Origin of the sequence: Finegoldia sp. BIOML-A2 (assembly GCF_009678315.1) — a bacterium.
Classification (GTDB): Bacteria; Bacillota; Clostridia; order Tissierellales; family Peptoniphilaceae; genus Finegoldia; species Finegoldia magna.
Genome location: NZ_WKZE01000002.1, coordinates 269,997 through 295,356 on the forward strand (window position 1 = coordinate 269,997; position 25,360 = coordinate 295,356).

General features: G+C 28.9%; 25 protein-coding genes. 1 reads left to right on the forward strand and 24 read right to left on the reverse strand.

Annotated elements, in window-relative coordinates; all coding sequences use genetic code 11:
• Positions 1-4: 4 nt before the first annotated feature.
• From rpe to GKF99_RS03460, 22 genes are all read right to left on the reverse strand, one after another.
• Positions 5-655, reverse strand: a complete 651-nt coding sequence (gene rpe, locus GKF99_RS03355; protein ID WP_094207068.1) for a ribulose-phosphate 3-epimerase — start codon at positions 653-655, stop codon at positions 5-7.
• On the reverse strand, positions 655-1,533 hold the full coding sequence (gene rsgA / locus GKF99_RS03360) for a ribosome small subunit-dependent GTPase A (protein WP_094207067.1): 879 nt from the start codon (positions 1,531-1,533) through the stop codon (positions 655-657). The genes rpe and rsgA overlap by 1 nt, the downstream gene beginning before the upstream one ends.
• Positions 1,523-3,406, reverse strand: a complete 1,884-nt coding sequence (gene pknB, locus GKF99_RS03365; protein WP_094207066.1) for a Stk1 family PASTA domain-containing Ser/Thr kinase — start codon at positions 3,404-3,406, stop codon at positions 1,523-1,525. The genes rsgA and pknB overlap by 11 nt, the downstream gene beginning before the upstream one ends.
• The gene (locus tag GKF99_RS03370) at positions 3,396-4,133 is read right to left on the reverse strand and encodes a Stp1/IreP family PP2C-type Ser/Thr phosphatase (protein WP_154272654.1); all 738 of its coding nucleotides are present in this window, start codon (positions 4,131-4,133) and stop codon (positions 3,396-3,398) included. The genes pknB and GKF99_RS03370 overlap by 11 nt, the downstream gene beginning before the upstream one ends.
• Complete coding sequence (gene rlmN, locus GKF99_RS03375) at positions 4,130-5,179, reverse strand: 23S rRNA (adenine(2503)-C(2))-methyltransferase RlmN (protein ID WP_154272655.1); 1,050 nt, start codon at positions 5,177-5,179, stop codon at positions 4,130-4,132. The genes GKF99_RS03370 and rlmN overlap by 4 nt, the downstream gene beginning before the upstream one ends.
• 49 nt (positions 5,180-5,228) lie before the next feature.
• The gene (rsmB, locus tag GKF99_RS03380) at positions 5,229-6,500 is read right to left on the reverse strand and encodes a 16S rRNA (cytosine(967)-C(5))-methyltransferase RsmB (protein WP_154272656.1); all 1,272 of its coding nucleotides are present in this window, start codon (positions 6,498-6,500) and stop codon (positions 5,229-5,231) included.
• A 114-nt stretch (positions 6,501-6,614) separates the two neighbouring features.
• Entirely contained in the window at positions 6,615-7,298 is a 684-nt protein-coding gene (locus GKF99_RS03385) for a zinc metallopeptidase (RefSeq protein WP_154272657.1), read from the reverse strand.
• Between the two features lie 9 nt (positions 7,299-7,307).
• Positions 7,308-8,240, reverse strand: coding sequence for a methionyl-tRNA formyltransferase (fmt, locus tag GKF99_RS03390; RefSeq protein WP_154271154.1), 933 nt, complete (start codon positions 8,238-8,240; stop codon positions 7,308-7,310).
• Positions 8,230-8,718, reverse strand: coding sequence for a peptide deformylase (def, locus tag GKF99_RS03395; RefSeq protein WP_154271155.1), 489 nt, complete (start codon positions 8,716-8,718; stop codon positions 8,230-8,232). Before def ends, fmt begins: the two co-directional genes overlap by 11 nt.
• A gap of 8 nt (positions 8,719-8,726) precedes the next feature.
• Complete coding sequence (gene priA / locus GKF99_RS03400; RefSeq protein WP_094207060.1) at positions 8,727-11,096, reverse strand: primosomal protein N'; 2,370 nt, start codon at positions 11,094-11,096, stop codon at positions 8,727-8,729.
• Between the two features lie 6 nt (positions 11,097-11,102).
• Positions 11,103-12,269, reverse strand: coding sequence for a bifunctional phosphopantothenoylcysteine decarboxylase/phosphopantothenate--cysteine ligase CoaBC (gene coaBC, locus GKF99_RS03405; protein ID WP_154271156.1), 1,167 nt, complete (start codon positions 12,267-12,269; stop codon positions 11,103-11,105).
• On the reverse strand, positions 12,262-12,459 hold the full coding sequence (gene rpoZ, locus GKF99_RS03410) for a DNA-directed RNA polymerase subunit omega (RefSeq protein WP_094203559.1): 198 nt from the start codon (positions 12,457-12,459) through the stop codon (positions 12,262-12,264). Before rpoZ ends, coaBC begins: the two co-directional genes overlap by 8 nt.
• A complete protein-coding gene (gene gmk, locus GKF99_RS03415) occupies positions 12,452-13,039 on the reverse strand; it encodes a guanylate kinase (RefSeq protein WP_094207058.1) in 588 nt (195 codons plus the stop codon). The genes rpoZ and gmk overlap by 8 nt, the downstream gene beginning before the upstream one ends.
• 1 nt (position 13,040) lies before the next feature.
• Complete coding sequence (locus GKF99_RS03420; protein ID WP_002838275.1) at positions 13,041-13,292, reverse strand: DUF370 domain-containing protein; 252 nt, start codon at positions 13,290-13,292, stop codon at positions 13,041-13,043.
• Positions 13,293-13,299: 7 nt separating this feature from the next.
• On the reverse strand, positions 13,300-14,175 hold the full coding sequence (locus GKF99_RS03425; RefSeq protein ID WP_154272658.1) for a YicC/YloC family endoribonuclease: 876 nt from the start codon (positions 14,173-14,175) through the stop codon (positions 13,300-13,302).
• A 69-nt stretch (positions 14,176-14,244) separates the two neighbouring features.
• Positions 14,245-15,981 (reverse strand): NFACT RNA binding domain-containing protein, encoded by a 1,737-nt coding sequence (locus GKF99_RS03430; protein WP_154272659.1) that lies wholly within the window; start codon positions 15,979-15,981, stop codon positions 14,245-14,247.
• Positions 15,982-15,990: 9 nt separating this feature from the next.
• Positions 15,991-16,440 carry an SsrA-binding protein SmpB gene (smpB, locus tag GKF99_RS03435; RefSeq protein WP_094205581.1) on the reverse strand — a complete coding sequence of 150 codons (450 nt, stop codon included), beginning with the start codon at positions 16,438-16,440 and terminating at the stop codon, positions 15,991-15,993.
• Positions 16,441-16,452: 12 nt separating this feature from the next.
• On the reverse strand, positions 16,453-18,558 hold the full coding sequence (gene rnr, locus GKF99_RS03440) for a ribonuclease R (RefSeq protein WP_154272660.1): 2,106 nt from the start codon (positions 18,556-18,558) through the stop codon (positions 16,453-16,455).
• 76 nt (positions 18,559-18,634) lie between these two features.
• A complete protein-coding gene (locus GKF99_RS03445; protein ID WP_154272661.1) occupies positions 18,635-19,249 on the reverse strand; it encodes an ATP-binding cassette domain-containing protein in 615 nt (204 codons plus the stop codon).
• Positions 19,236-19,919: a molybdate ABC transporter permease subunit gene (gene modB, locus GKF99_RS03450; protein ID WP_241673562.1), complete on the reverse strand. Its 684-nt coding sequence runs from the start codon at positions 19,917-19,919 to the stop codon at positions 19,236-19,238. The genes GKF99_RS03445 and modB overlap by 14 nt, the downstream gene beginning before the upstream one ends.
• The gene (gene modA / locus GKF99_RS03455; RefSeq protein ID WP_154272663.1) at positions 19,912-20,718 is read right to left on the reverse strand and encodes a molybdate ABC transporter substrate-binding protein; all 807 of its coding nucleotides are present in this window, start codon (positions 20,716-20,718) and stop codon (positions 19,912-19,914) included. The genes modB and modA overlap by 8 nt, the downstream gene beginning before the upstream one ends.
• Before the next feature lie 67 nt (positions 20,719-20,785).
• On the reverse strand, positions 20,786-21,586 hold the full coding sequence (locus tag GKF99_RS03460; RefSeq protein ID WP_154272664.1) for a nitroreductase family protein: 801 nt from the start codon (positions 21,584-21,586) through the stop codon (positions 20,786-20,788).
• Positions 21,587-21,680: 94 nt separating this feature from the next.
• Between GKF99_RS03460 and GKF99_RS03465 the strand changes: the two genes are divergently transcribed.
• Entirely contained in the window at positions 21,681-23,522 is a 1,842-nt protein-coding gene (locus tag GKF99_RS03465; RefSeq protein WP_154254103.1) for an ATP-dependent helicase, read from the forward strand.
• 27 nt (positions 23,523-23,549) lie between these two features.
• Here the strand turns inward: GKF99_RS03465 and GKF99_RS03470 are convergent, their stop codons facing one another.
• Together GKF99_RS03470 and GKF99_RS03475 are read right to left on the reverse strand one after the other, a co-directional pair.
• A complete protein-coding gene (locus tag GKF99_RS03470) occupies positions 23,550-24,113 on the reverse strand; it encodes a redoxin domain-containing protein (RefSeq protein ID WP_002836263.1) in 564 nt (187 codons plus the stop codon).
• A gap of 130 nt (positions 24,114-24,243) precedes the next feature.
• Positions 24,244-25,200 (reverse strand): DUF1002 domain-containing protein, encoded by a 957-nt coding sequence (locus tag GKF99_RS03475; protein WP_154254102.1) that lies wholly within the window; start codon positions 25,198-25,200, stop codon positions 24,244-24,246.
• Between the last annotated feature and the right edge of the window lie 160 nt (positions 25,201-25,360).

The window sequence follows — 25,360 nt, forward strand, 5'->3', positions numbered from 1 at the left end:
TTAACTATAATTTTTGATTGTAAATATCTAGTTGCGATTCTATGTCATGATTAAAAACATCTGAACCACTTACAATTAGATTAGCTCCAGATTCTAACACTTTATCGACATTAGAAGTTTTCACTCCTCCATCAACTTCCAGTAAAATATCTTTTTTTGATGTTTCTATCATTTTTCTTGCATCTTTTATTTTTGAATATTGACTCTCTATAAAGGATTGTCCTCCAAAGCCTGGATTTACACTCATTACAAGTATTATATCCAAATCATCAATAATATAATCACAACATTCCAATCCTGTGGATGGATTAAGTGCTAATCCACATTTTTTTCCAGCTTTATGAACAGTTTGAATAATCCTATGTGGATGAAAAGTTGCTTCTGGATGAAAAGTAATTATATCAGCTCCGGCATTCAAAATGTCATCTATAATATTTTCTGGTTTGTTAACCATCAAGTGACAATCAAGAATAAAGTCCGGATATTTTTCTCTTATTTGTTTTATAACTGCTGGACCAAAAGAAATATTTGGCACAAAATTTCCGTCCATAACATCCAAATGCAAATATTTTATTCCCTTATTTTTTAGTATATCTAAGTTTTTTTCTAACTCAAAAAAGTTACACGCCAACAAAGACGGACTTAAATTAGCCATTAATACCTCCTAATTTTTTTGTATTCTTCAACTATCTTCAAATAATTATCATATCTACTCTGGGATATTTCTCCAATTTCAACAAGTCTTTTTATTTCACATTTTGGTTCATTAATGTGATCACAATTATTGAACTTACATCTCAAACTATTTTTTTTAAATTCTACAAAATTATTTTTAATTTCAGATTTGTCATCTAAAAAAGACAAATCAAAAGAACTAAAACCCGGTGTGTCTAAAACGTAAGTATTGTCATCTACCATTTTAATTTCAATGTGTCTTGTCGTTTGCTTTCCTCTCTGAGTTTTAGCACTTATTTTACCAGAAATAAAATCCTCACTTGGAAATAATTTTTTTAAAGTACTGGATTTTCCCGCCCCGCTGGGACCAATAACACAATTGATATGATTTCTGAATTCATTTAATAATTCTTCATTAGTGATTGAAGATTCATTTGAGTTAAATATTACTTTATAGCCGATATTTCTGTATATATCAGCATAAAATTTTTTCTCATCTTCAGATACCAAATCAGACTTATTAAATACAATGACGCAATCAATGCTATTTTTCTCAATCATTAATAGATATTTGTCTAGTAACATTAGATTAATATTAGGTGACTTAATGCTACTTAGAACGAAACATTTATCTATATTACTCACTTCAGGGCGGTGCAAAAGCACAGATCTTGGATGTATTTTTAAAATAAATCCAAGACCATTTTCTACGTTTATATCTACTTTATCGCCTACAACTGGAGTTATTTTCTTGTTCCTAAAATTCCCCTTTGCCTTCGAAGGATACACTTCGTTTCCAACGCTTACATAGAATAATTCCCTTTGAATTTTCGTAATAACACCTGTTTTATCCGACATTAACTAATTCTCCATTAATATAGACTTTAATATCATTATTAGGTTTTACTTTTACTTTAATTCTGATATCTCCTTCAGAAGCATTATGATTTTCTTCATATATTATATTATTTTCAGTTTCATCTTTAATAGTTACTGTGTAAATTCCTTTTTCTACAGGTTTACTTATTCTGAATATTTTATCAATCATTTCAGGTTCTTTTTTCCCTTTACTGATTATAACATCAATTGAACTATCTTTTTTTAGTTTCTTTCCAGCATCATATTGTTGCCATATAACTTGATTTGTATCATATGAATTGCTAAATTTCTTTTCAATATTTCCTATATTTAGTCCGATTGATTTTAATTTATTACTAGCTTGACTTATATCCGCTCCTATTAAATCAACCATCTCTACTAGTTCTTCTTTTTTACCTAAAGAAATTACAACATCAACTTTCGAGTCTTTATTTATGCTAGTTCCTGAATCTGGATGTTGTTGCATAATTTTTCCAGCTTCAAAATTATCGCTGTTTTCTTTAGTTATTTCACCAATTTCTAAGCCTAATTTATTTAGTTGAATTTTAGCATTTTCAATAGTCATATTGGATAAATTAGGTACAGACACCTGTTCCTCGCCTTTGCTTACAACTAATTTTATAATAGTTCCTTTTTTCACTTCTGTACTGGATTCAGGATCTTGTTCTAATACTTTTCCTGGTTCAACATTACTTTCAGTCTTATATTCTGAAACAACAGCAATTAAATTATTAGCCTTAGCTTTATTTAAAGCTTCGGTTTCCGTTAAACCAGTTAACGCAGGAACTAAAACTAGGTCTTGCTTATTCTTGTTTATATATTTCTTGCCAAATATAATTGCAATAAATACCAAAGCTGCTAAAACTATAGGCAATAGAATCCACATAAATTTTTTGGATTTATTTTTATTATCTTTTGTAGAAGATTGTTTAGGCGTTTTATAAACTGCTTCTTTTACTTCAGGTTGTTCATCATTTTCTTTAATTATTGGATTTTTAGTAGTTTTTTGATATAAATCAGAAGAATAGTTTTGATAATTTCTCAACATTTCTTTCAATTCTGTAGCTGATTTAAATCTATCATTGGGATCTTTTGCCATCGCTTTAACTATTATATCATTAAGACCTTGTGGTAAATCATGACGAAGATTTATAGGTGGCACCAATGGATCTTGAATATGTTTCAATGCAATTCCAACAGCATTTGGTGCATCAAATGGTACTTCTCCTGTAGCCATTTGATACAATACAACACCTAATGAATATATATCACTTTTCTCATCAATAAATTTACCCTTTGCTTGTTCTGGTGAAATATAATGAACAGTTCCCAAAACAGTTGAAGTATATGTCAATGTTGCAGACGAAGAAATTCTTGCAATGCCAAAATCTGTAGCTTTTAAATTGTTAGATTTATCAATTAACATATTATGTGGTTTAATGTCTCTGTGAATAATTCCATTTTTATGAGCACATTCTAAAGCACTTGCTATTTGAACACCATAATTTACAATATCTTCAATCGGCAGAATTTGTTTTTCATCAATTATATCTTTTAAAGTCTTACCATCTACATATTCCATTACAATGTAATTATATTTACGACCATCAACATATGAACTTCCAACATCGAACACACTTACTATATTAGCGTGCGTCAAAGATGCAGCAGATTGTGCTTCCATTGCAAATTTTCTCAGAAAATCTTGGTCTTCCATATATTCATTTTTTAATACTTTAACAGCGACATATCGGTTTAAAACAGTGTCCAAAGCTTTGTACACTTTAGCCATACCACCAACGCCTACTTCTTCTATTATCTCGTATCTATCGCCTAAAACTTTACCTATCATAATTTTCCCCTTCATATAAATAAAGCGTAATAGTTATATTATCAATACCTTCGATATCATTTGCTTCATCAATCAGATTTTGAGTTATTTTATCCAAATCTGTTTCTTTTTTAATAATATCAACAATATCCTCATTTTCTAATTGTGAAGTCAAACCATCTGTGCACATTAATATCAAATCATCTTTAATAAGTCTAATATTAAAAATGTCTATATCTACAGTATCTTGAATTCCTAAAGATCTTGTAATAACATTTTTTTGTGCAAAATCTAAGGCCTCTTCTTCAGTTATAGTTCCAGATGATAATAAATCATTCACAAGAGAATGATCTACGGTAATTTGCTTTAATTCTCCATCCCTGTATAAGTACAATCTACTGTCTCCAACATTTGCGACAATAGCATTATCATCATAAACTAAACAAGCAACTATCGTTGTGCCCATATTTCTATGTTCAGAATTATTTTCACTATCTTTGTAAACTTCCTCATTTGCTAAAGTAATCGCTTTTATCAGTGTATTCTCGTAATCTTTTTCATTTTCATTTTCTTTTACGTAGTTTATAACAGTTTCGACAGCTTTTTTGCTTGCAACTTCACCAGCTTTATGTCCACCCATTCCGTCGCACACAACAAGTAAGCTAAAATCTTCTGTAATATAATTCATATGATAATCTTCATTAAGCTTTCTTACCAATCCGATATCTGTGCTTGAAGCATATTTCATTTCACACCTCTTTTTGTCATATTGTTAATTCTTAATTGTCCACAGGCTCCTTCAATATCAATGCCCTGTTTTCTTCTTATTGTAGTATTAACATTGTTTTTATTCATGTAATTCATAAATTCCATCATCTTGTTTCTATCTGGAGATTTTTGATTAAATTCTTCAATAGGATTTAATGTTATTAAGTTCAAAAGACAATTTCTATTTTTTAATAAATCAACTAGCTTGTCCATATATTTTTTTGAATCATTTACACTTTCGATTACCGTATACTCAAATCCAATTCGCCTTTTGGTTTTATCAAAATAATAGTCACAAGCATCTAGAATTTCTTCAATTGAGTATTTGTTTCCAATAGGCATTAGCTGACTTCTCTCATTATCAAATGGATTATGAAGTGAAATAGTTATGTTTATACCTATATTTTCATCTGCAAGTTTAATTATTTTATCTACTAATCCACATGTAGATAATGTTATATTTCGAATAGACATATCTTGTCCTTCTTTGTCTGTAATCAAATCGATAAACCTTATAACATTATCGTAATTATCTAATGGTTCCCCTATGCCCATTAAAACCATATTATTGATTCGTATACCCAAATCATTTTCTACCAAATATATCTGAGCACACATCTCATAAGGTTGTAAATTTCTTACGAAACTTTTCTTTGTCGATGCACAAAATTTGCATCCCATTTTACAACCAATTTGTGTTGATAAGCATATTGAAGTGTGAGTTTTATATTCCATAAACACCGTTTCAACGATATTACCATCATTCAACTCTATAAGATATTTTTTCGTGTTGTCTAATTTTGAATCAATCCTTTTGATAATAGAACAATTTTTGATACCATTGTATTCTTCTAGTTTTTTTCTTAAATCATTAGAAAAATTAGTCATATTGTGAGGATTGAATATTCTATTTTTATGAATAGCTTGAAAATACTGCAATGCTCTGAAAGATTTTTCACCGTTATTCACAAAAAATTCTTTCAGTTCATCGACAGTCATATTTTCCAAGACAATTTTATTTTGCATATTATTCACCAATTTAAATTATATCAAAAATCTCAAGTTTTGTAATCTATTAGTCTTTTACAAACTTTGAAATGAAAAAGCCCTGCGTTCCTTTTTGGAATGGCATAAGTTTTATAAATTCATTTTTATCTCCATAAAAATCAATATCTTCTCTTTTTAAGTTTAATTTGTTTTCAATATAATCCACATTTTTTTCGTTCTCTTCTTTTAAAAGAGAGCATGTAGAATATACTAATATGCCGCCTTTCTTTAAATATTTTTCACAATTTTCAAGAATTCTTCTTTGGATTCCAACTAAATCTTCTACATCTTTTTTCGTTCTGAATAACTTTATCTCTGGATTTTTATTGATAACACCAGTTGCAGAGCACGGTGCATCCACAAGAATTCTATCAAATTTATTTATCAAATCTTCTTGTAAAATAGTTGCATCAAAATTCATATATTGAACATTTTCAACTCCACATTTATTCACATTCTCTTTTATTCTATCTATTTTATTATTATTAATATCATTACAGTAAATAATCGATTGATTATTTGTTATTTCTTGAATGTTGCATGATTTTGACCCAGGAGCTGCACAAATATCAAGAACTATTGAGTTCTCCATTGGCTCTAAAACCTCTGCGCATAAACTACAAGAACCATCTTGGATAATAAATTTACCTTCTTTAAATTCGTTCGTATCTATTATCGATTCAGGATTTCTTACGATAAAACTATCTTTTAAAAAAGGATGTTCTTCTAATACGAATCCTTGCTTTTCTAAGTTAATTTTTAAATTATTTTCCTTCAATTTATTTTGTTTAATTACAAAATCAGATTTGTAAAAGAATGATTTTAGTAGTTTTTTTACAGTTTTTTTAGAATAAGATTTGTTCAACATCTTAAGTAATGCTTTGTTTATGGAGAATTTAATTTCATCTCCTAAATCTTCCTCATCCAAATTAATCCTGCAAACTTCCCTTAGAACAGCATTAACATAATCTTTATAATGTGTTAAGTTGTTAGCCAATTCTACTGCTTCGTCAACTACAGCATAATCAGCTGTTTTCATAAATAGTATTTCCGTAGTTGCCATTCGCAATATTTCCAGAACAATTTTATCAAGCTTATTTAATTCCAAATCGCTGCACTTAGATATTACATAATCTATGAAAAATCTATTTTCTATTTCTGTAAATACACACCTTTTAATGTACGCGATATCTCTCTTGTCCAAATCACCATAATCATAAGTCTTTAATAATTCAGAAGAGTATCCCGATTTATTATTAATTGAATTGGTAATATTAATTATTTCGTTTCTAATATTCATAATCTCTCATTTCTTTTAATTATTTTAATTACATAATATATTTTACACTAAAACAGTAAAAATAAAAAAATTGAACCTAGAAGGATTAACCTTAGGTTCAATCTACATTAATTTTTAATCTCTATCTCTTGATATCAGTACTAATCTTACCAATTGTAACAGTGAAACCAAAGCACTTGCAATATAAGTTAATGCAGCTGCTTTTAAAACTTGTTTCGCAGGTTCTATTTCATCATCAGCCAATAGTCCATTTGATAAAGCTCGTATAGCTCTACTACTAGCATCAAACTCAACCGGCAATGTAATTAGTTGGAATAAAACGGTCGCTGAGAATAAAATAATTCCAAATTCTACTAATGGTCTCATGCTAAACATAAATCCAAGTAAAAGTAAAATCCACACTGATTTCGATGCGAAATTCACAACAGGAAACAAAGATTCTCTAAATCTCAAGAAACCATAATTTTCCTTGTCTTGAATCGCATGACCTACTTCGTGACTTGCTACAGAAACTGCAGAAATCGACTGACTATTATACACCGCATCCGATAAAGCCAAAACTTTCTTTGATGAATCATAGTAATCAGTCAAGCTTCCTTGAACATTTACTATTTCTATATCAGACAAACCTTCGTAATCAAGCAAAACTCTTGCCATTTCTTTTCCAGTCAATCCTTTTGAATTTGTAATTTTATTATACTTATCAAAAGTATGAGTGACTTTGATTTGTGAGTAAAATGCCAATATCAAAGCCGGAATCAAAAGTAGCATAGTTCTATCATAATAAAAATTAAACAATGATTCCTCCTACAAAATTATTCCCTCTTCAAATGAATTTCCATTCAAATATTCGCTAACGTTAAGAGGTTTTTTATTTGGAAGTTGTAATCTTGTGATAACTATAAATCCATCTTCACAAGCAACTTTAATCCCATTCTTATCTACTTTTACAACTTCTCCATTCTTATTATCATTATATTGTTCTATTATGTTGATATTGTGAACTTTTACAGTTTTATCGTTTAATTTAAAAAACAAACCTGGCCAAGGAGTCAATCCTCTAAATTTATTGTAAATTACATCTGCTTTTTCATTAAAATTAATTTCACCCATAGATTTTTGAATTTTGCCTACTGTAGATGCTTCATTTTCATTTTGTTTTTCTCTTGAATCGAAATATTTTTTATAATCATTGATAACTTTATCTATTAAGTCAGCACCCATTATCATTAATTTATCGTGCAATTCTTCAAGCATAATTTCTTTGTTAAGCTTAATTTTATCTACAGCTAAAACATCCCCAGTATCAAGTCCTTGTTCAACTAACATTATACTTACACCGGATTCTTTATCGCCATTTATTAGAGAGTAATTTATCGGAGAAGCTCCTCTGTATTTGGGCAAAATTGATGCGTGAACATTTAAAATCTTGTTTTTAAACCTATCCAGTATTCTTTTTTTGATTAATTGACCATAAGCTACCACCACAATAAAATCAGGATTAAGTCTATCTAATAGATTAAAAACTTCATCGTCATTTATATTTTGTGGAGTAATAACCTCTATTCCCAAATCCATAGCTCTTTTTTTAACTGCCGTAGGTGAAAACTTATTTCTATTTCGTTTTTTATCTTGTTGTGATATCACTAATTGAATTTCGTTATTTGGGTTATCATATAATCTTTGCAAACTCTCAACTGCAAAATCTGGAGATCCCGCAAATACAATTTTATTTTTCATTATTTAATCTCTCAATCTCTTCATCAGAAAGATTCAATACTTTATCAGTGTACAATACGCCATCTAAATGATCTAATTCATGACAAAAACAATGTGCTTTGTAATCAGTGCCTGTTTTCCTTTGAACGTTTCCGTCCAAGTCTGTGTATTCTACAGTAACAATCTTAGGTCTTTCAACATATCCATTTTTACCAGGAACTGACAAACAACCTTCAACATTAATTTGCTTTTCATCTGATCTTTCTACGATTCTAGGATTTATTAGAACCATTTTACCGTCTTCATCTTGCATGTCTATTACTACTATTCGCTTAAGCATTCCTACTTGTACACAAGCCAATCCTATTCCTTTATTTTCATACATTGTTTCAAACATATCATCTACGATTTGTTTGATTCTATCATCTATTTTTTCAACCTCTCTTGATTTTTTTCTCAAGATTGGATCATTTTCTAATCTTATTTGTCTTAATGCCATTTTATCTCCTAAAAATAACTTTGAGGATCTAATGTTATTTTAAGCGTTATTCCCTCTAAGTTAATATTGTATTCATTGTTTATTAAAACTTTTTTTATTATTTCTATTATTTTATCCTCTCCATTAGGGAATTTATAGTACAAATCAAACCTGTACATATTATTAATTCTCTCTATTGGAGAAGGATGAGGCCCATTTATTAATGTTGTAGATAGTTTGTATCTTCTGATAAGGGCAGCAACGTAATTTGAAACTTCATTGATTTTTTTCATAGCAACATTTCTGTTTTTACTGGAAATATTGATATTTAATATTCTGAAAAAAGGAGGATAATTAAATGATTTTCTTAGCTTTATCTCCTTTTCATAAAACATCTTATAATCATGAAGTGCCGCCGATGTTATAGCAAAATTATCAGGCTTATATGTTTGAATAATCACATCTCCTTCATATTCTGCTCTTCCTGCTCTTCCAGCTACTTGAGTTATCAATTGAAAAGTTTTTTCATTAGATTTGTAATCTCCTAAGTTTAAACTAATATCTGCAGCCATTACTCCGACTAATGTAACATTTGGAAAATCAAATCCTTTCGACAACATTTGCGTCCCGATTAATATATCTATTTCTTGATTATTCATCATATCATAGATTTTTTTGTAATCTTTTTTTGTGTTCGTAGTGTCTCTATCCATTCGTGCAATTCGTGCATTTGGAAAAAGCTCTCTAGTTTCTTCTTCTAATTTTTGAGTACCCGCTCCAAACTCTTTTATAAATTTCGAGCCACAGTTTGGGCATACTTTCGGCTTTAGAGCTGTTCTTCCACACATGTGACAAATCAACCTATTTTTTGTTTTATGATATGTCATGGAAACATCGCAGCTATCACATTTTAGTACATATCCACATCTTCTGCACGAAATAAAAGAAGTGTGCCCTCTCTTGTTTAAAAACAAAATAGTTTGTTTTTTGTTGTTTAAATTATTTTGAATTTTATTGAGTAGAACTTTACTGAACATTCTCATGTTTCCAGTTTCAAGTTCTTTTCTCATATCTACAATCGTGCATTCAACAGGGTTTGTATCATTAGCTCTTTTATTCATTTGAATAAGATTGTACTCACCTTTTAAAGCTTTGCTGTATTCTTCAACTCCAGGAGTTGCTGAACCCAATAAAAGCTTTGCACCATTATATTCTGCTCTAAATCTGGAAATATCAATAGCGTTGTATTTAGGATTTTTTTCACTTACATAACTTGTTTCGTGCTCTTCATCTATTATTATCAATCCTAAATTTTTAAACGGAGAAAATACAGCACTTCTAGCTCCAACTACTATTTTATATTCTCCATTATACATTTTTCGAAATTGTTCGAATTTTTCGTTAACATTTAGCTTAGAGTGAATTATCGCAACTTTTCCTGGAAACCTACCCTCAAACCTTTCAATAGTCTGCGGAGTCAATGATATTTCTGGAACCAGAACTATGCTATCTTTACCTTCATTTAACATTTTTTCAACCAAATGCAAATACACTTCAGTTTTACCACTACCCGTTACACCATGTAACAAATTAAATTGATTTTCTAAAATCGAATTATAGGCTTTTTCTTGCTGTGAATTTAGTTTTATTTTTTGATAAGTTCTAGTATCGTCGACGACAACTCTGTCAACTTCTTTGAAGTAAATTTCAACAATTTTCTTATCTTCAAGTGCTTTTACTACACTTGAAGTCGTATTAGTTTTCGCTAAAAGCTCACTATAAAGTATGTTCTTTTTAGTTTTTAGCATATCAACTATTTTTTGTTGAGCATTTGCTCTTTTTGAAATAACTGGATTATCATCTATAAGTTTGACGTATTTCAATAGCTTTGGTGTGATTTGTTGATCATATACTAAATCCATTTTCAAAAAATCAGATTTTACATATTCCATTAGCTTTTTATGGCTAATGTCTGAAATTTCTTTAATTTCTGAATATTCTTTCTTGGTTTTAAGAATATTGTACAAATCTTCATCTACATTCAGTAGTTTATCATTTGCAGTGAAATATTCTTTTAATTCTTCAAAGTTTCCAGGCGGCAAAATAGTTTGAAAAGCAGAGCTAAAATCGCTTAAATATTTATCAACCATGAAAAAAGCAATATCGATGGATTCTTGTGTTACAATAGGATTCAAGTCTACTACTGATATTATTTCTTTGTAATCAATATCTTTTCTAGGGTTATCATTAATTCTAACCACTAACGCTAATTTATTAATATTTGATTTGCCAAAAGGGACTATAACTCTCATTCCAACTTCGACATCTTCACTTGAATAATATGAGTATAGCCTGTTAGTCATCTTCGATTTGTTTCTAAAAATAACATCAATATACATGTTTACCTACTTTATCAAATCCAATATCTTATCTGCGATATTTAACTTTGTGTCCTTATCAATTTCTAATATATTATCTTTGCTGATTATAGTTACCTTATTATATTCTGAATTAAATCCAATGTCTTTTTTTGATACATCGTTTAATACTATAAAATCTAGATTTTTTTTATCTAACTTTTTCTTAGCATTTTCTAATAAATTATTTGTTTCTGCGGCAAATCCAATAAAGATTTGATTATCTTTTTTATTTAATGATTTTAAAATATCTGGGTTTTCTTCTAATTCTAAAGAATTAATGCCATCTTGTTTTTTTATTTTTAAATCTTTTCTGTTCTTTACTTTAAAATCACTTACAGCTGCCGCCATAATTAAACAGTCAAAGTCGTCAATATAACTTTCAATTTTTTCTTTCATTTCAATTGCAGACTCCACTTTTATGTTTTCAATACCATATGGATTTTCTGCTGTTGTTTTTCCAGAAATAATTGTTACATCGGCTCCTCTCATACAAGCTTTCTTAGCAATCGAATATCCCATTTTACCACTGGAATCATTCGTTATATATCGTACAGGATCAATTCTTTCAACTGTTGCTCCTGCAGTAATCAAAATTTTCTTACCTTGTAAATCTTTTTCGCAAAAGTATTTTTCAACTTCTTCAACAATTTCCCAAGGTTCTTTTAATCTTCCGTTTCCTTCTGTATTACAAGCAAGCATTCCACTATTTGAATCTACAATTAAGTGTTTTTTTTGTTTCAAATCTTCTATGTTTTTTTGTGTCGCAGGATTATTCAACATATTGGTATTCATACTTACACAAAACATTATTGGCTTGGTATATGCTAGCGCGGTAGATGATAACAAATCGTCCGCGATACCATAATTTATTTTAGCCATCGTATTTGCACTAGCAGGTGCAATCAAAAACAAATCTGCCCATTTTGCAAGCTCTATATGTTCAACAACCTTGTGTGAATTATTATGAAACATTTTGTTTTTTACATCGCATTTGCCAATTGTTTCAAAAGTCATTGGACTTACAAATTCACAAGCTGAATCAGTCATAATTATTTTGATATTATAGTCAAGTTTTTTTAGTCTACTTACAACATCTACAACCTTGTAAATAGCAATTCCTCCAGTAACACCTAAAAGAATATTTTTATTCATTTGATTTGTTTTCCCAAACCTTTTTTTCCATAACTTCTTCTAAAGCTGTAGTAACTGGTTGAGCTTTTGCTTTCTTTAGTTTTGTGTCTTTGCCATCTATTAACATTCTTGCTCTTTTGCTTACCATTACACAAAGTGCATATCTACTATTGTTTATTTCTGATAATTTTTTAAATGATGGATTAATCATATTTTTCTCCTTTTACAACTCTAAATTTTTCTGCATCAATTATAGTTTCAATATTTTTTACAGTTTCATCGACATCTTCATTGATAACTGCATAATCATATTCATCAATAAAACTCAATTCTTTCTTGGCGTTTTGCATTCTAATATTAATTGTTTCTTCGTCTTCTGTATTTCTTCCTTCAATTCTCCTCCTAAGTTCAATCAAATCTGGTGGAAGAATGAATACAAAAACAGCTTCTGGATAGTTTTCTTTTACTTTTAATGCTCCTTGAACATCAATTTCTAGAATAACTATTTCTCCTTTATTTATTTGATCAAAAACAAATGATTTTGGAGTTCCATAATAATTATTATGCACATTAGCATATTCAATGAAATCTCCTTGCTCTATTTTCTTCTTAAACTCATCTAAACTCAAAAAATAATAATTTTCTCCGTCTACTTCATAAGGTCTCTTCTTCCTTGTTGTAGCAGATACAGAATATACAATATCATTTTTTTGTGATATTAATTTTTCACAAACAGTTCCTTTTCCAACTCCCGATGGACCAGAAACAACTAATAAAAATCCGTCTCTCATTTTAATCTTCCTTATTATTTGATTTATCTAATCTCATTTGTAAAGTCTCTGGTTGAAGGCAACTCAACACAACATGACTTGAATCCATAATTATTACGCTTCTAGTTTTTCTACCAAAAGTAACATCGATAAGATTATTGTCTTCCTTTGCTTTTTGAACAATTCTTTTAATTGGATTTGTTTCGGGACTAACAATCGCAATAATCCTGTTGCTATTTACTAAATTTGAAAATCCTATACCTAAACTTTCCATTTTCCCTCTATTCAATGTTTTGTACTTGTTCTCTCAATTTTTCAATCAAACTTTTAACTTCAATAACGCAAATAGAAATAGATTCATCATTCGATTTCGAAGAAATTGTATTAATTTCGCGATTCATTTCTTGAATTATAAAATCCAATTTACGCCCTATGCAATCTTTCATATCCATTGCTGATTTAAATTGAACTATATGAGAATCAAATCTCTTTAATTCTTCGTTAATGTCCACTTTGTCAGCCATTAAAGCAACTTCCAAGTACATTCTGTCCTTATCAATTGTTTCTTCATCTAACAATTCAGATATTTTATTAAATAAATTTTCTCTGTATTCTTTTACACTATTTTCAGTCAAGCTTGATATTTTAGATATTTGTTCTTCTATTTTTGATAGATTGGTCGATAAATCTTCCTTCAAATTATCGCCTTCAATAGATCTCATCGAATATATTTTATTCACAGCTTCATCTAAAACTTTTAAAATATTATCGTGTAAAAATTCATTATCTAAATCTTTGTAAGTAAATGACATTACATCATCATATTTTACTAAATCCCTGACATTGATATCTGATGCCATATCTAACTTTTGATTTAATGAATCAAGCTTTTCCTTGATTTTTTGAGCTAATTCATAGTTGATATCCACACTGTCAACTGATAGTTGATATTTTTTAATTTTGATATAAACATCAACTCTTCCACGTTTTAACTTGTTTTTGATTAATGATTTCATGTCTTCCAACATAAGATTCAAATAACTCGGCATTGAAAAATTGAAATCCAAATACCTATTATTAACAGATTTGATTTCAATATCTATGCTGCAATCTTCCAATTCCAAACTAGAAGATCCAAATCCTGTCATAGACTTCATTCTATCGCCTCCTCTGATATTGTTAGTGTATATTAATATTTAAGAATTTACAATGATTTATTACAATTTTTAAACAATTTCTTTGATTTTGTCAATATCATAAGAACTCATATCGACATTAACAGTGTTGAAATTATTGTAAAACACCATTCCAGGTTTTGCTCCCTTAGCTTTTTTAACATTTTTCTTTTCGGTATAATCAACTTCAACGTATTTTTCTTTACTCATTGAGGAGAAATACGCCGCTAAGAAACAAGCAATGCCGTAGTCTTCTTCAGTCAAGTTTTCGTTTCGCATTATGACGTGTGAACCTGGCATATCTTTTACGTGAACGAAAATATCTTCTTTATTAGCTTGTTTCAAAGTTAGATTATCATTTTGGTAATTATTTTTACCTACAAAAATATCAACGTTATTTTCTGTTACAAAATGTCTTGGCTTTGATGGTTTTACTTTTGCAGTTTTTTTCTTAGATTTTTTTATCAAACCTATTTTTACTATCTCATCCTTAATTTCTGATAGTTCTTGATACTCTGTTACTCTCTCCAAAGTTTCTAGAAGTTGTAGAAGATATTCATTCTCTTGTTTTATAAGAGGAAGCTCTTGTGTAATCATTTTTTCTCTAGTTTTTAATTTACTATATTTTTTGTAGTAATTTTGTGCGTTTTCATTTCCAGATTTTATTGGATTCAATGGAATCTCAATTGGGTTCATTTCATCATAGAAATTTTGTACATTTATTTTATCCACGCCTTTATGAATCAAATGCATATTTGAACTTATCAAATCAGCATAAACTTTGTAAATATCCCTTTTCTTAGCTTCTTGCAAATCTACAGTTAAATTGCTCAATTTATTTGAATTTCTTTGAATTTTATTTGAAACGATTTTCTTCAAGTGCGAAGATTTTTGTGTAATTGAATCGTTTGAACTGTGTTTTTTATAATAATAATCCAACATTTCGTGAATATCATCAAAGTTTTTCTTTTGATATCCGTATTTTTCTAATTTAATTACATGAAAATCCTTTAATTTTTCATCTTCATCGATGACTATAGAATAATCATAATCACAATTTCTGATAGCTTCTCTAACTTCAATAAAAGCTTGATTAAATCGAGATTTTTCATCTTCGGTCAAATCTTCGAGCCTTATATTAAAATCCAAATCTGCTCTCAGGCATATTTCTCTAGAAATAGTTGGAGAAAATCCAGTATAATTCATATAAAAAACTTTTTGTAGTTTAGTAGTCCCCTCAGCTATTTCTGTTGGAAGATCATCTGATTGCAGAATGTTTCTCTTGTCATCTTCCAAGCATGAATACTTGGTTTTTGGAAGTATTTGTCTGATGCTTTTAGTGTCGAAGCTAATTCTTTTGATTGCATCTACAATCATCTTACTTTCTTTTTCAATTAAAATTATATTAGAATGCTTGCCCATAAGTTCTACAACTAATGTGTAGTTCATGTCATAACCCATCTCATCTCTGCTATTGATGTCAATATTAACAACTCTGTCCATCGATTCTTGATAAATATCAGTTATAACTGCTCCTTGTAAGTATTTTCGCATCAGCATACAGAAATTATACGCCTCAATTGGATTTTTCTTATTTTCATTTGTAAAATGCATCCTCGGTAATGATGAGGATGCAGAAATAAGAAGTTTATAATTTTGTTTGTTATTATAGATAATTAAATCCAATTCGTTTTTATCTGGTTGATTAACCTTACTGATTTTACCGTTCGTTAATTTTTCTTTTATATCATCTACTATCGCTTTTGTTACAATTCCGTCAAAGCTCATTATTACTCCTTATCTTCTCATTGCTCTTTGCATATTTCTCAAATCATCGCGTTTTTTCAAAGTTTCTCTCTTATCATACAGATTCTTACCCTTTGCAAGAGCTATCTCTACTTTTACAAGTCCATTTTTTTCATATACTCTTAAAGGTATCAAAGTATAACCTTGTTCTTTTGTTTTTCCTATTAATTTTCTGATTTCAGATTTATGCATTAAAAGTTTTCTTTTTCTTAAACTATCCACGTTAAAAATATTTCCTTGAGTATACGGACTTACATTCATCGAATAAACAAAAACTTCTGAATTTTCTATCATGCAATAACTTTCCTTAATGGAAACTTTTCCTTTTTTGATAGACTTTACTTCAGTTCCTTTCAGTTCAATTCCACATTCGTACACATCTTCGATAAAATATTCGTGACGTGCTTTCTTATTGTTTGCTAATAATTTTATATCACTCATTATTTTCCTTTTCTAATTTACAAATTCAAAATCTATTTGACGTTTATCTTTGTCACTATTTATAACTTTAACTCTAACTTTTTGCCCAATATGGTATGATTTTTTAGTTCTTTCTCCATAAACTGTGTAGTTTTTATCGTCAAATACATAATAATCATCTATCATAGATTGAAATTGTACTAAACCTTCAATCGTGTTGTCAAGTTGTACAAAAATTCCAAATTTTGTTAGCGAACTAATAATTCCCTCAAATTCTTCATCTATGTGTTGCTGCATATATTCTGCAGATTTCATATCAATAGCTTCTCTTTCAGCTTCCTCAGCTCTTCTCTCAGTTGCTGAGCATTGTTTTGCAATGTCTTTGATATATTTCATGAATTCTTTTTCGTTATTAGTATCTGGCTTATGATTTATAAAATTCTTCACAATTCTGTGTATAAATAAATCCGGATATCTTCTGATTGGAGAAGTGAAGTGCGTATAGAACATCGATGCAAGTCCAAAATGAATGCTAGGATTTTGGCTGTACTCAGCTTTTTGCATAGATCGTAATAAAAGCGAAGATAATAGAGGTTTTTCAGGCTTGCCATCTAGTTCATTTAAAATTCTTTGGTAATCCTTTGAATATAAATTCTTATCTTTCAAATGATATCCAAAATTAGACAAAATTCTTTTAAAAGTATTCACCTTTTCTTCGTCAGGTTCTTCGTGAACTCTGTATAAAAACGGTCTATCCAAATATCCAAAATGACTTGCCACTGTTTCGTTTGTAATCAGCATGAACTCTTCAATCAATTTATTTCCAATTCTTCTCTCATCTTTTGTAACATCAACTACTTTAGAGTTTTCATCTAAAATAATTTTAGTTTCTGGAAAATCAAAGTCAATACTTCCTCTGTTTTTTCTTCTAACACTTAGAATTTCATACAATTCTTTCATTAGTAATAAATTATCCGTGAGTTTTTCATCATCATAAGGATTTTCTATATCTTCTAAAAAGTCTGACACATTTTTGTAGACTAATCTATAATCAGAGTTTATAACAGACTCATAGAATTTGTAGTCAAGAGTTTTACCCGTTGGTGAAATTTCCATTTTAACCGTTAAACAAAGCCTGTCTTCATTAGGGTTTAGTGAGCAAATTCCATTAGATAATTCTATAGGTAACATAGGAATTACTCTATCCAACATATACACACTTGTTCCTCTTCTGAAAGCTTCCTTATCAAGTGCAGTATTCTTTCTAACATAGTGGCTGACATCAGCAATGTGAACATATAGTATGAAGTTGTCACCTTTTTTTGAAATACTAATGGCATCATCAAAATCTTTTGCATCAGACCCGTCAATTGTAACTGTAAATAAATCTCTAAAATCCATTCTAGATTTCTTTTCTGATTCATCAACCTGTTGCTCAATTTCCCTAGCTTGTTCTTTAACTTTCTTTGGAAATTCATATGGTAATTTAAAAGTCTTTGCTATAGAATAAATGTCAATTCCAGGATCGTCCTTGCCTCCTAAGACTTCAACTATAACACCTTCTGGATTTTTGTGTTTTTTAGATGGAGTTTTGATTAATTTAACTACGACTTTATCGTTGTTTTTCGCCCCATTCTTATTACCAGATTGGACAAAAACGTCGAATCCGTATTTTTTATCATCTAATATTACAAATCCATAACCCTTTGCTTCATCAAAAGTTCCCACAAGTTTTTTTGTTTCTCTGGATAGAATTTGTAAAACTTTCCCTTCAGGACTTCTGTTTGGTTTTTTATCTACTGTTATTGTAACTAAGACTTTATCTTTATGGATTGCACCATTTAAATCCTTTTTGGCTATAAATATATCATCAATACTTTCATCATCAGGAATAAAATAGCAAAAATCACTTCCAGATCCTTGAATAGTACCCGGATATGCTTTTTGCTCTGTAATTGGAATTATATTAGAATTTTTATCAAGTAAAATTTTCTTATCTTTTTGTAGTTCATTAATAATCTTATGAAAAATTTTCTTATCTTTTTTTTCAATATTTAATCTTGAAGATAATTCATCAAAAGTTAAAGGAATATAATCATTAGAATTTACGATATTAAGTACCTTTTGCTTTATTTTCATTAAATACCTCCTAGTTGTTTCCTACCTATATTATACCCTAAATTGTAAGAAACTACCTAATTGATTTATTTAACGTTTATTTTACAATTTTTCCTTTATCAATAAAAATTAATCTATCAGATAAAATTTCTGCTTCGTATCTATTGTGGGTAACCATGATAATTGGAATATCCAATGATTTTTTGATTTCGATCAATTCTTCATAAAACTTATTCTTAAATTTTTCATCAATTGAACTGAAAGGTTCATCCATTAATAGCAAGCGCGGCTTATTTGCTAACGCTCTAACTATTGAAACTTTTTGTTTTTCTCCACCTGATAAGGTATTTGGAAAATTTCCCAAAAGATATTCAATTTCTAGTTTTTCTATAAGTGAATTTGTGTAATTTTTATCAGGATTCATAAAGAAAATATTGTCTTTAACACTCATATTTGGAAATAATGCGTAATCTTGAAAAACATATCCTATATTTCTTTCCTGTGGTTTCAAATTTATTTTATCTGAAAACAAAATATTATCATCAAGAATAATCTCTCCTTTATCCGGAGTTAATAAACCTGCTATCGAGTTTAAAATAGATGTTTTTCCGCTTCCAGATTCTCCCATTATGCACAAAATTTGATTCTCCACGATAAATTCAGAATTAAGAACAAAATGATTTAATTTCTTTTCGATATTACACTTCAGCATTTCTATTCCTTCTCTTTTCTATCCATCTATTCAAGAAATATATCAATGAAAATGAAAATACCACAACAACAATCATTAGAGTATTAGCCATTGTTTTATCGCCACGTTCGACCGCGTAGTACATAGCTAACGGAATTGTTTGAGTTTTATTTGGGATATTTCCAGCAACCATCATAGTTGCTCCAAATTCTCCTAAACTTCTAGCAAAAGCAAGTACAAACCCACTGATTATCCCTGTATAAGCTAACGGAATTGCTATTCTGAAAAATATTTTCCATTCACTAGCACCCATTGTTCTTGCTGCATTCAAAATTTTCTTATCAATACTTTGAAATGAAGCTTTGCAGTTTTGATACATAAGTGGAAACGAGACTATTACAGATGCAATGACACACGCCTTCCATGTAAAAATAACACTCCATCCAAAATTATCATAAAAAATTTTACCAATTAATCCGTTGTTACCTATTACAATTAAAAGTATGTATCCCAAAATTGATGGTGGTAAAACTAGAGGCAATGTGATAATTGCCTCCAAAACACTACCGTTTTTCTTGTTAAATTTTACCATCATCCATGCAATAAATATAGATAAAATAGAAGTTATAATGGTTGAGATTATGGATACCTTCAATGAAATTATAATAGGCATCATAATATCATTATTCATCGCTAGATTCAAAACCTGCTTCCTTGAAATATTTTATTGATAATTCATTTTGCAAAAATTCGTATAATTTATTTTGCATCTCAGTGTTCTTAGAATAAGTTGTCTTAGTTATTGGATAAACAATAGGCTTGTGAGAGTTCCCATCAACATTAAAAGCTATTTCAACCTTATCATCAGTTACCGCATCAGAAGAATATACAAATCCTACTTCAACTTCTTTACTGTCAACAAATCTCAAAGTATCTTTTACATTTTTACCATATACAAATTTTTCTTGAAGTTTATCTAATAAATTGTAATGAGTTAAACTTTGTTTTGTATATTGTCCGACTGGAACTGTTTCTAATTCTGCTACAGCAATTTTACCTTTAATGTTTTCCAAATCTTCAATTTTAGAAATTGTAACATCAGTTTCTTTGTTTTTAACAATAACTAACTTGTTTTTTAATAAACTTTTTGAATCTTTTACAAGTTCTTTTTCTTCAAGTGCTTTTACTTGTTTTTGTCCTGCTGAAACGAAAACATCACAAGGAGCTTTTTGTTCGATTTGTTTTTGTAATTTTCCTGAGCTTGCTAAGTTAACATCTACTTTAACATTATTTTCTTTTTCAAATTCAGGAATAATTTTTTCTAACGATTCTTCTAAAGAAGCTGCTGCAAATAAGCTTATGTTTCCATTATTCGTTTTTTCTTCCATTTTCTTTTCCGCTTTTTGTCCAGCATTTTGTTTTTCATTTTTTGCACAACTAGCCAAAATTAAACACCCCACTAACATTAATAATAAGTACTTTTTCTTCATATCATTATCCTCCTTAGCATATAACGCTATGTATTAAAAAAGCCCTTTAAAAGGCTTTTTTTCTTAATTAAAAATTAACTGATGCAATGTATTTGCAATTGTCTTTATCTTTTAATTCTTCTTTTACAATCCAATTTGCGTCTATATTATTATAATTAGCTAATTCTGTATAATAGTACATTACAATTCCTGCATCTATAAGATTTTCAATTCCTTTGTAATCTTTGATATACAAATCAAAATCGTCATCATTTAATACAAATCTCCATGGTTGTTCGTTTTTAGTTGAAGGAGCAAATCTCAAATAACTAAATAACTCATCCAAACCATAATTTTGTAATTTATCTATATCGATTGGAGTAGACAATGATTTGTCGCAAACAAATTCTTCAACACCAATTCTTGAGCTAAATTTCTTCTTACCAAATCCAAATTCGTTTGGAGCATATCCCATAGCAAGTAAGAAATCTACATTAGAATTATCTCCAAAAGCTGATTTTTTGGATTCTTCTGAAGCGTTGGATATAGTCACCCAGCAACTTCCTACATTTAGTGCATCTAATTTAGTGATCAAATTTTCAAAATAAAATGCACCAAATATCATTGATAACTCATTATTCTTGTCAGCTTCCATTGCAATATAATGGTTAGCTTTTATCATAGTACCATCGTATCCACCCTCTCCATCAAGAGAATTGTAAACCACAGAACCATCTTTGTATAATTTAAAATTAACATCGTATTTCTTTGCTAAATTGTTTATATCAAAAATAATAGATTCAACTTTTTTTAAATCTGAATCACTAAGATTTTTTGATTTAAAATCTCTTACTGATTTTCTATTTTCTAAAAATTCATTCATTGACATTTTAATTACCCCTTATAATAAATCTTATAATTAAATAATACTACAAATTGCGAATAATCACAAACATTTTGATATAATAATTAATGGTGATAATATGAAATTTACTGAAAATCAGCAAAAAGCAATATCTCATTTTAAATCTCCTGCATTAGTATTAGCAGTTCCTGGAGCCGGTAAAACCACCGTACTTCTTAATAGAATTAAATACTTGGAAAAAGTTCACAATATTGATCCAAAAAGTATTTTATCCATAACATTTAGCAAATCTCAAGCAGTAGATATGAAAGAAAGATTTTCTGAAAAATTTCCAGAAACAGATTCTGCGTATTTTTCAACGATTCATTCTTTTTGCTATTATATTATAAAACTACATTATAAAATGAATAATAGAATATTTAAAATTCTTGAATCCAATAATGATATTAATAAATATCTTGTTATTAGAAATATAATAAGAAAAGTCAATAAAACAAACTCTAAAGATGAAGACGTTGAAAAATTTTTGCAATATTATGGATACTGTAAAAATATGATGATATTCAAGGATTTTCCCAAATTCGATATCCAAAATTTTGAACAAATATACCTTGAATATGAAAACTTCAAGAAAAAGAATTTTTATATTGATTTTGATGATATGCTTACTAAATCATTTGAAATCCTCAACGAAGATGATTATATATTAAAAAGAATTAAACGTAAGTACAAATTTTTTCAAGTAGATGAAGGACAAGATACTTCCAAAATCCAATTTGAATTAATCAAAAAAATCGCCTATCCTGAAAATAATTTGTTCATTGTCGCTGACGACGACCAGTCGATTTATTCTTTTAGGGGAGCAGATCCTAGCTATTTATTAGATTTTAGTAAAATTTTCCCAGATGCTAGTATTTATTATATTGATCAAAATTTCAGATGCAGCGACAAAATAGTTAATGCTAGTAACTTGTTTATCAAGCAAAATAAAAATCGATACAATAAGGATGTTACTTCCACAAAATCATCAGACAGAAAAATAATTATAAAATTTCCACAAAACTTTTTGTCGATGTTTTCTTATCTAAAAAACAATATAAATCCTGAAAAAAAGACGGCAATTTTGTACAGAAAAAATATTTCCTCTATTGCCTTGAGTAAGTATTTACACGATCAAGATATTGATTTCCACTCTAGATATCAAAAAGATGATTTTTACAATCATTTTGTGCTCAATGATATTTTAAAAATGATTGCATTTTCTGAAAACAAAACGTCTGTTGGACTTTTTAGGGATATTTATTACAAATTAAACAGCTATATCAAAAAAACTTCCATAAATCAACTGGAAACCTATGATGAATCAATGCCTATTTTAGATCGTCTTTTGGATGATTCAACTCTAAGCAGATATTATGTAGACAGGTTTATGGACTTAAAATCATTTTTTTCAGGAATAAAAAGAGCAAAAGGTTCCAAAAAAATTGATATCATTATGAATGATATTGATTACAAAACATATATTGAAGACAGTGTTCTACTCCAAAATCAAAAGATATCATTGGATCTTTTGATAGAAATTTATAAATATTTGTTTAAAGATTGTGAGTGCTACGAAGATTTTATTAATGAAATTGAAAATTTGAAAACAATCCAAAAAGATTCGATAAAACATACTAGTAATCTTAATTTATTAACTGTCCACTCTGCAAAAGGTTTGGAATTTGATGAAGTATTCATTATAGATTTGATAGATGGCGAGTTTCCTACAAATATCGACTCCAACAACAAGAATTACGAAAATATATTTGAAGAAGAAAGACGAATGTTTTATGTAGCTATGACTAGGGCTAAGGATAAATTAACACTGTTATCTCCCAAAACTAGAAATTCCGTTGAAGTTGATTCATCCCAATTTTTAAAAGATATCATAGAAATTGAAAATAATTTAAAAAACTAGCTGTAATTTTACAGCTAGTTTTGCTATTTATAAGTTACCTACTAGATCAATTCCTGGTTTTAAAGTGTCTTGACCAGGTGCCCAGTTTGCTGGACAAACTTGATCACCGTATTTGTCTACATATTGTGCAGCTTGCAATTTTCTTAATAATTCGTGTGCGTTTCTACCAATTCCATCAGCAGATACTTCGTATAATACAACATCTAAATCAGGATTGATCAAGAAAGCTCCTCTTTGACTTTGACCGTCAGCTTCTTTTAAAACGCCAAATTGTTTTGATAAAACAAATGCTCTGTCTGATAACATTGGATATTCGATTTTTTTAATCTTTTCAGATTTATCATGCCATGCTTTGTGAACAAATTCTGAATCTGTAGATATAGAATATATTTCACAGTTTAATTCTTTAAATTCTGAGTATAGGTTTTGTAAGTCTTCTAATTCAGTAGGACATACAAATGTAAAATCTCCTGGATAGAAGAACAATAATGACCAGTGACCTTTTAAATCTTCACTAGAAACTTCTGTAAGTTCTTCATTGTGATATGCAGGAACTTTAAATTCTTCAACGTGTTTTTTAATTAATGACATAAATAATCATCCTTTCCTATTTAATTTACAATTTAATTATACCATATTTTGTAATGATTACAAGTTGCATTGATATTATTTCATATATTTCACTATATTAAAAAAAGAGGCTCGAAAGCCTCTAAATTTGTTATTTATTTGAATCAAAAGAATCTGCAATTGATTTTATGATTGAAGAGAAAAAGTTAATTATCTTATCAATAATACCAGCATCTTCTGCCTTTTTATAAATATCCTTAGCTCCTTCTATAACTTTACCAGAAATATTAGACAATTCATCCTTAATATCTTTTGAATCAATAGATTTCACATTAGAATATTTTTCGAAAAAATTAACCAATTCTTGTTTTTGATCTTCTGTAATTACATTTTCAAGATTATTCTCTTTGATTGCGTCGTTGACAATCTTTTTAATTTCTTCAAGAGTTGGAGCTTGGCCATTATTGTTAATATTTATATTCGCAATATTATCTTTTATTACAACAATGACATCATTTAATTTATCTCTATTAAAGTCACTTTTATCTTTGTTTTCTTTATTAATATCACTGACAACTTCTAGTTCTTCTTGGGCAACTTTTATTCTGTCACTGTCAAGCTTTTCACCATTTGACTCAAAAGCTTTGAATACACCAGTGAGCGCTGATTCTCCAGTTACCGGTCGAACTGCTGCTACCATTATTGTACAGTCTTTTACGCCTGCTGTAATTGCAGCATTTTCATATTGTTTTTCAGTAATTAATGTAATGTTTTTTGGTGTTGTAATATTGACTTTTATACCTTTGTTTTTGTTTTCTTTTTTGACCAAAACGCTTGAAATCATACTACCAGGATTTGAATCGTCCCCTCCGATGTATTTCAATAAATCATTATAAGTAACCATAACAGACTTTATATTGTCATCATCTTCAATATTCAAAAGTCCTTTTGTTTTTCTAATTTGAGATTTATCTAAGCTTTCACCATACACAAAAGTTGGCTTTCCCCATCTCTCATCAACAACCTTCGTGTCTATCTCTCCGGCAAAACTTATAGTTGATGATAATGAAATCAAAATAGCTAATAAAAAAACTGTAATTTTTTTCATAGATTGTTATCCTCCGTTCACATTGATTATAGCACAAAATCAAGCGTTCAAAGTCTACAAAATTATTAAGAAAAACTAAACAAAATAAGCCAAATCTCAAAGACTAATAAATTAATTTCAAATTTTCACAAAAATTCCTTTACATTGTTTTTACTTTATG

Coding starts and splice junctions, on each gene's coding strand:
- rpe (WP_094207068.1), bottom strand. CDS start 655: ATGGCTAATTTAAGTCCGTCTTTGTTGGCGTGTAACTTTTTTGAGTTA.
- rsgA (WP_094207067.1), bottom strand. CDS start 1,533: ATGTCGGATAAAACAGGTGTTATTACGAAAATTCAAAGGGAATTATTC.
- pknB (WP_094207066.1), bottom strand. CDS start 3,406: ATGATAGGTAAAGTTTTAGGCGATAGATACGAGATAATAGAAGAAGTA.
- GKF99_RS03370 (WP_154272654.1), bottom strand. CDS start 4,133: ATGAAATATGCTTCAAGCACAGATATCGGATTGGTAAGAAAGCTTAAT.
- rlmN (WP_154272655.1), bottom strand. CDS start 5,179: ATGCAAAATAAAATTGTCTTGGAAAATATGACTGTCGATGAACTGAAA.
- rsmB (WP_154272656.1), bottom strand. CDS start 6,500: ATGAATATTAGAAACGAAATAATTAATATTACCAATTCAATTAATAAT.
- fmt (WP_154271154.1), bottom strand. CDS start 8,240: ATGAAAAATAAAATTGTATTTGCGGGATCTCCAGATTTTGCAGTTGAG.
- def (WP_154271155.1), bottom strand. CDS start 8,718: ATGGCATTAAGACAAATAAGATTAGAAAATGATCCAATCTTGAGAAAA.
- priA (WP_094207060.1), bottom strand. CDS start 11,096: ATGTATATTGATGTTATTTTTAGAAACAAATCGAAGATGACTAACAGG.
- coaBC (WP_154271156.1), bottom strand. CDS start 12,269: ATGAATAAAAATATTCTTTTAGGTGTTACTGGAGGAATTGCTATTTAC.
- rpoZ (WP_094203559.1), bottom strand. CDS start 12,459: ATGATTAATCCATCATTTAAAAAATTATCAGAAATAAACAATAGTAGA.
- gmk (WP_094207058.1), bottom strand. CDS start 13,039: ATGAGAGACGGATTTTTATTAGTTGTTTCTGGTCCATCGGGAGTTGGA.
- GKF99_RS03420 (WP_002838275.1), bottom strand. CDS start 13,292: ATGGAAAGTTTAGGTATAGGATTTTCAAATTTAGTAAATAGCAACAGG.
- GKF99_RS03425 (WP_154272658.1), bottom strand. CDS start 14,175: ATGAAGTCTATGACAGGATTTGGATCTTCTAGTTTGGAATTGGAAGAT.
- GKF99_RS03430 (WP_154272659.1), bottom strand. CDS start 15,981: ATGAGCTTTGACGGAATTGTAACAAAAGCGATAGTAGATGATATAAAA.
- smpB (WP_094205581.1), bottom strand. CDS start 16,440: ATGAGTGATATAAAATTATTAGCAAACAATAAGAAAGCACGTCACGAA.
- rnr (WP_154272660.1), bottom strand. CDS start 18,558: ATGAAAATAAAGCAAAAGGTACTTAATATCGTAAATTCTAATGATTAT.
- GKF99_RS03445 (WP_154272661.1), bottom strand. CDS start 19,249: ATGCTGAAGTGTAATATCGAAAAGAAATTAAATCATTTTGTTCTTAAT.
- modB (WP_241673562.1), bottom strand. CDS start 19,919: ATGAATAATGATATTATGATGCCTATTATAATTTCATTGAAGGTATCC.
- modA (WP_154272663.1), bottom strand. CDS start 20,718: ATGAAGAAAAAGTACTTATTATTAATGTTAGTGGGGTGTTTAATTTTG.
- GKF99_RS03460 (WP_154272664.1), bottom strand. CDS start 21,586: ATGTCAATGAATGAATTTTTAGAAAATAGAAAATCAGTAAGAGATTTT.
- GKF99_RS03465 (WP_154254103.1), top strand. CDS start 21,681: ATGAAATTTACTGAAAATCAGCAAAAAGCAATATCTCATTTTAAATCT.
- GKF99_RS03470 (WP_002836263.1), bottom strand. CDS start 24,113: ATGTCATTAATTAAAAAACACGTTGAAGAATTTAAAGTTCCTGCATAT.
- GKF99_RS03475 (WP_154254102.1), bottom strand. CDS start 25,200: ATGAAAAAAATTACAGTTTTTTTATTAGCTATTTTGATTTCATTATCA.